The sequence below is a fragment of the Sciscionella sediminilitoris genome, assembly GCF_000737195.2.
Lineage (GTDB): Bacteria > Actinomycetota > Actinomycetes > Mycobacteriales > Pseudonocardiaceae > Sciscionella > Sciscionella sediminilitoris.
The window spans coordinates 1-4134 of the sequence record NZ_JALM01000132.1 but is presented as its reverse complement, the minus strand read 5'-3'; the positions used below and the strand labels follow the sequence as shown (position 1 = coordinate 4134).

5 protein-coding genes are annotated in these 4134 nt (G+C 62.5%); 1 reads left to right on the top strand and 4 read right to left on the bottom strand.

What is annotated here, in order from left to right:
- Nucleotides 1–262 precede the first annotated feature (262 nt).
- The 4 genes from AD72_RS32905 to AD72_RS32895 form a co-directional block, all read right to left on the bottom strand.
- Nucleotides 263–544: a GlsB/YeaQ/YmgE family stress response membrane protein gene (locus AD72_RS32905; RefSeq protein WP_031470554.1), complete on the bottom strand. Its 282-nt coding sequence runs from the start codon at nucleotides 542–544 to the stop codon at nucleotides 263–265.
- 1020 nt (nucleotides 545–1564) lie between these two features.
- Nucleotides 1565–1801 (bottom strand): hypothetical protein, encoded by a 237-nt coding sequence (locus AD72_RS36930; protein ID WP_156365490.1) that lies wholly within the window; start codon nucleotides 1799–1801, stop codon nucleotides 1565–1567.
- A gap of 225 nt (nucleotides 1802–2026) precedes the next feature.
- Nucleotides 2027–2950, bottom strand: coding sequence for a DMT family transporter (locus AD72_RS32900; RefSeq protein WP_231645106.1), 924 nt, complete (start codon nucleotides 2948–2950; stop codon nucleotides 2027–2029).
- Nucleotides 2951–3251: 301 nt separating this feature from the next.
- On the bottom strand, nucleotides 3252–3590 hold the full coding sequence (locus tag AD72_RS32895) for a cupin domain-containing protein (protein ID WP_051899277.1): 339 nt from the start codon (nucleotides 3588–3590) through the stop codon (nucleotides 3252–3254).
- 66 nt (nucleotides 3591–3656) lie between these two features.
- Here AD72_RS32895 and AD72_RS32890 point away from each other — a divergent pair, with 66 nt between their 5' ends.
- Nucleotides 3657–4106, top strand: a complete 450-nt coding sequence (locus AD72_RS32890) for a MarR family winged helix-turn-helix transcriptional regulator (RefSeq protein WP_051899276.1) — start codon at nucleotides 3657–3659, stop codon at nucleotides 4104–4106.
- The last annotated feature ends 28 nt before the right edge of the window (nucleotides 4107–4134 follow it).

Below are 4134 nucleotides of genomic sequence, written 5' to 3'. Positions count from 1 at the left end.
GTGTGGGACTACTTCACCACACGTCGCCCCCAGATCGTGGTCGACCGCCCGGACTACTACCACATCGACTGGGACGATCCACCGGATCGGACTCGAAAGTGACGAGTCCGCATATCGGGCGACGCGGCCGAGCTGGAGCTGAGTAGTGCGGCAGCCTCGGGGCTGATACCAGCGTGACCGGTGAGATCCGGCGCGGGCCAGTTCACTGCCCCGTCGTAGTCCGAACTTCGGCTGCGCGGGCACTCTCGGCATCGAGCAGGGGTCAGCGTGCCGAACGGGAACGGCCGTCGAGCAGGTGCGCGACGAGCCGGTAGATCAGCAGCAGAACGACGGCACCGAGCAAGCCCAGCCCCCAGGTACGCAGATCGAAGAAACTGCCGAGATCGGTGTGCAAGAAACGACGGCCGAGGAAACCGCCCAGCAGAGCACCGGCCACACCGATCAGGAGCGTCACGATGACACCACCGGGGTCGCGACCGGGCAATATCAACTTCGCCAACGCGCCGACCACCAGTCCCAGCACGATCCAACCCAGAATGCCCAACTCGGTCACCATCCTCTCGTCACTTGCCTGATCCCTCCAGCCATTCCCGCGCTGCGCTGATGCGAAACCGTGTTCGGTGACCGGTCCTCGCGTCGGACGAAAGCTTCATACCGCGAGGAATGGATGCCGCTTGCGTCAGAGTTCGACATCCGAGTGCAACCGGGAGACGGCCCAGACACATTGCCGCCAATCGCCAGTGCAGTCGGGGCCAAGAACAGCAAGCCGAAACCGTGTATCAGATGGGAGATGAGGCCGCCGGAAAAGCTGATCCGCAGCCCGTCGGCCAGATAGGTCGTTGGCAGCAAGGCGGTCGTCGAACTCTCCTCAGGGTCGCCCCCTGCCTTGAGAGTGGCGAGACCGCACGAGCGGGCTCGTGGGCGGCTGCTTGCGTTCAGCCACGTCCGTCCGCATTGCAGACACGGCGGCAGAGCTTCGACGAACGACCGTCGTTGCGCGGCAAGATCCGGCGGTTCGTCACAGCCAGGTGCTCACCGAGCACTGTCAAGATGGCTCGGTGGCGTCCAGGGCGTGCTCGCCGTCGGTGAGACCGACCATATGCCGCAACGCCGCGACGACCTCGTGTCCCTTCATGACACGCTCGGGCCAGTCGAAGAGAAGTACCGTGGTCCGAGTACCACCTCGCGAAGTGCGAGGACTCAGATCCTCTCCGGCCGTTGTCTCCTTCCCTGTGCGAGGTTTCACCAGCAGGTTCGGCGGGCACACCACCTCACGTAAGTCCTCGGACAAGGAGCACCGATGCGTCATCTGATTGACTTCCTCTTGAATCGGCGAGGGACCACGCGCCCGGCAGAGGCAGATGTCCCGGGTGACCCTGCCGTACCCTCGAAGCGTTCCTCGGGCCCAGAAGCCCCGACCGCAGACTCCGACCCGGCGGTCGGCAGCGAGGTCGGAATGGATTCCGGTTACGCGCACGAAACCGGCGCCGAAGCACGCGCCGAGCAGGAATAGCCCGCGGGGAGAATGCCGGGACCATCGCCACCAAACTACGGTTCCGTCCGGTCAAGGTAGCCCGCCAGCAGACAGATTGGTCTCACGTGGGCTCGTGTAGATAGGCTGCTGGCGAGCATCCGCGGTGGTTTCCGGGCTGTCATGTACATCTGTGTCCTTGCCGGGCTGTTGACTCAATTCGGCGACACGATCCATGGAGGCCTCGGCCCGGATTGCAGCCTGTTCGGCCCGCTGTGCGCAGCGAGAACTACGCAGGGCCCATTTCTTGGCTTTCTTTCCGCTCGCCATCACACGCACCCTTCATCCGTCGCGGAGAGCCGCACAGCTCGAGGAAGCCCTTTCAACGGCCACCGACACGCCGAGCAACTCGACCTACGTCCCTTTCCGACTCACGGTATTACCCGGATGACACCCTCGCTAAACGCTACATTTCGCTCCACAACAAAGAACATCCTCATGCACGAGACACACCTGCATCGAAAAAACGCAACGGTAGGCTTACCGGGCACTATGTCAGGGACACGTGCGAGAACTTGCTATGTGCCCTGAGTCCTGACCGACGTGGTGGCGCCCATCGGGATCGAGAAGCGGCGAACGCGACAGCAACACCGTGGCCGCCCCGATCATGACCGCTCCCCCCACCGAACCGAGTAACCACCATCCGGTACGCCCTTGCTCACCGAATACAGCCAGCCCGAACGCTACGGATACCGCAGGATTGGTCAGCGTGAACCCTGGCTGCGATGCTACAAGGTTTCCCGCTTGTAAAGCATTCTGCAACAGGAAAAAGGAAACTGGTCCGAGAACGATGACGCCATAAGCCTGCCCTGTGGCGAACAGGTTCGTTCCCTCGGCGACGGCCGCGCCCACGCCCGCGATGAGCGAGGAATTCAGCCCGAACGCTGCGCCCGTAGCCACGCCAAGCAGCGCCGCCCGGTGCTCGCGTCTACCGCGGTAGCCGATCAGCACCAGCAGTCCGATGCCCGCCGCACACCCGCCGGCCCCGAACAGCCAGGACGACGTCGAAACCAAGCTCGGACTGCCGCCGCGCGGGCTCAGACACGCTAAGAACACAGCCAGACCAACCGAAGCGAGCCCGATCGCCACCCAATCCGATACACGCATTCGTAGGCCGAAGACCCGCGAGGCCAGCATGAGCGTCAAGGGCAATTCAGTCACAAGCAACGGTTGGACGAGCGCGATCTCGGAGACCGATATCGAGACGGCGTGTGTGATGAAACCAGCGAGCATCGCACTGATCCCCAATAGCCAGACCCGCCTGCGAAGCAGGTCCGAGAACATGGCCAGGGAAAACGCCTTCCGTTCCGGCTCCGCTCGCGCGGCTTGCCGCTGTAGCACCGACGCTATCGCGTTGAGCGTGGCAGCCAGTACCATCAGTGCGATACCGAGCACAGGCTTCGACTCCTTCTGCGGCACCCGCCCAGCTGTGGACACTTGCCACCGCTTACCCGCAACAGCACGCCGTGAAACTCCGTGCACGGCATGGCGGAGACCATCTCTGCCGAAGCGAGCGCTGAACGGTTCGATAAGCCAGTTGCACTCGAGTGCACCGCATTAAGCCCCGGATCGGCGGAGCCCTGCACTCACCCGTTCTCCACCGCAATAAGCGAGTCACCCGGGCTGCTGATGCAGCGACAACGACAAACCCGGAACCGGACAGCATCAGATGACCGGCTGCCTGCGCCCGGGATAGACCAGCGGACCAACGAGAGCCGGCCTATACCTCCGGAACAAGGATGGGCTGTCCCGGCTCGGTGACATAAGCGACGAGAACCTTGGCGCGCTCTTCAGTGTCATTGCCAGCGTCCAAGTGCAGATGCTCGCGAGGTTCGAACCAGTGCTGTCCGACTTCGTACTGCTGCACCGGCTCACCCTCCATCCGAGAAGTGACCTTTCCCTCCAACACATAGATCAACTGCCAACCGGGATGCCGGTGCGGCGGCGTGTGCACTCCAGCCGGATATTCGACAGTCAGCAAACGGATCTCTTTGCCCGGCAACCCATCAAGAGGCCAGCTCCCAACCTCCGTGATGATGCTGCGTTGCGACTCAGCCATAATGCCCTCCAATTATCAGCCCACCTGACACGTACTTCATATCAGGCCAGCTGATACTCTGCAAGAGTGGTACAGGACGACGCGATACAACGGTCCCGCAGCGAACACGGCAACCTCGGGTATTTGATGCGGTTGGCCCAGCAATCGCTGCACGGTGCGCTGACCGGGAAACTGGCCCCGTTCGGGCTGTCGGTGCCGCAATACGGAGCGCTGAGCGTGTTCGACTCGATCCCCGAACTCTCCTCGGCCGAGCTGGCGCGATTCGCAGCGGTGAAACCACAAAGCATGAACACGATAGTTCACCAACTGCTCGAACGAGATCTCCTCGAGCGCGGCCCGGCACCCAACCACGGCAAGATCGTGCTCCTACGGCTGAGCAAACGTGGCCGCAAACTACTCGACCGCGCGACTGCGGCCGTGCGTATCGTTGAACAACAAGCCTTGCAAGGGCTCTCTGAACCGGAAAAACAACTGATCCTCACCTGGCTCGCCCGAACGATCACTATCTACGAATAGCTGAACCTCGAGTGAGCTTCCCCTTGAA